Origin of the sequence: Streptomyces sp. GC420, from assembly GCF_009916105.1 — a bacterium.
Taxonomy (GTDB): domain Bacteria; phylum Actinomycetota; class Actinomycetes; order Streptomycetales; family Streptomycetaceae; genus Streptomyces.
In genome coordinates this window covers 1-1,375 of record NZ_JAAAXQ010000746.1, presented here as the reverse complement: position 1 = coordinate 1,375, position 1,375 = coordinate 1, and the positions used below count along the sequence as shown (strand labels likewise).

The 1,375-nt window shown below is 70.2% G+C and carries 1 protein-coding gene, 1 tRNA gene and 1 pseudogene; 1 reads left to right on the top strand and 2 read right to left on the bottom strand.

Annotation, left to right across the window (positions count from 1 at the left end):
- Positions 1-228, bottom strand: a pseudogene (locus GUY61_RS38335) (sensor histidine kinase); the annotation flags it as partial.
- 230 nt (positions 229-458) lie between these two features.
- A tRNA-Leu gene (locus GUY61_RS38330) sits at positions 459-542 on the bottom strand.
- A 353-nt stretch (positions 543-895) separates the two neighbouring features.
- Between GUY61_RS38330 and GUY61_RS38325 the strand changes: the two genes are divergently transcribed.
- Positions 896-1,375 (top strand): DUF3662 domain-containing protein (locus GUY61_RS38325; protein WP_243767043.1); only part of this gene is annotated, 480 nt, incomplete at its 3' end.

The window sequence follows — 1,375 nt, the reverse complement described above, 5'->3', positions numbered from 1 at the left end:
GGCCGGCAGCGCCCCCCGCAGCAGCGACAGCGCGGCGACCGCGGACACCACCAGCACCAGCCGAGGCGCCGAGGCGCCCGACAGCTGCTCGATCCCGGCCGCCAGCACGGTCGGCACGAGCGCCGGAACCGCCTCGCCCGCGATCCTGCGCGGTGACCACAGCGCGGGCCGCGCCAGCACCTCCCGTGACCGCCGCCAGGCCTCGCGGCTCACCCGAATCGCATCCACGCACCGACCCTAGGGACCGCCCGCGCACCCGCGCGTGCGCCTTTCGTCTCAGGCACGCGCGACGAAGGTCGTATCCGGCAGGCCGCCCGCCCTCACCCCACAGTTGTCTTCGTCACATCCGTCTTCGTCACATCGCGACATCACGCGGGCGCGCACGAGGAAGGCACCGGACCGGCCCCGGGACGTGCGAGAGCCCCGCAGATCCGAAGATCTGCGGGGCTCTCGGTCTGTGCGCGAGGGGGGAGTTGAACCCCCACGCCCTTTCGGGCACTGGAACCTGAATCCAGCGCGTCTGCCTATTCCGCCACCCGCGCATGGGTGCTGCCCTCGGGCTCCGCCCCCTGCGGTGCGGCGCCTTCCGACATGCAGAAGATTAGCACGGTGGGAAGGGTGCGTTCACATCCCTATTCGCGGGCACGCACTTGAGCGGAACGGCAGCGGGAGCCGAACCGGGACAGGACCGGAACCCCGCGGGGACCGGACAGCGCGCCGGTTGCGGGACACTGACTTGAGGGGGCCTCTACGATCCGTACGAACGATTCGTGTGAGGGGCAACACCCATCCACTGGGCAGACAAGGGGAACCAGCCGATTTCCCGACGCGTGGATACGATCAGTAAGCAGTACCAGGACGACGACGAGCACAGCAGCGACGGAGGAGGTGCCCCATGGGAGTGCTGAAGCGCTTCGAGCAGCGACTTGAAGGTCTGGTCAACGGCACCTTCGCCAAAGTCTTCAAGTCGGAGGTCCAGCCCGTAGAGATCGCCGGCGCCCTCCAGCGCGAGTGCGACAACAACGCTCAGATCTGGAACCGCGACCGCACGGTCGTGCCCAACGACTTCATCGTCGAACTGAGCACGGGCGACTACGAGCGTCTGAGCCCCTACTCGGGCCAGCTCGGCGACGAGCTGTCCGGCATGGTCCGCGACTACGCCAAGCAGCAGCGCTACACGTTCATGGGCCCGATCAAGGTCCACCTGGAGAAGGCCGAGGACCTCGACACCGGGCTGTACCGCGTGCGCAGCCGCACGCTCGCCTCCAGCGAGTCCCAGGGCCCCGCCGCCCAGGCCTTCGCGCCCGGCCGTGCCGCCTCGCCCCGCGAGGCCTGGGGCGGACGCCCCGCCGCCGGAGGACCGGCCGCCCCGCCC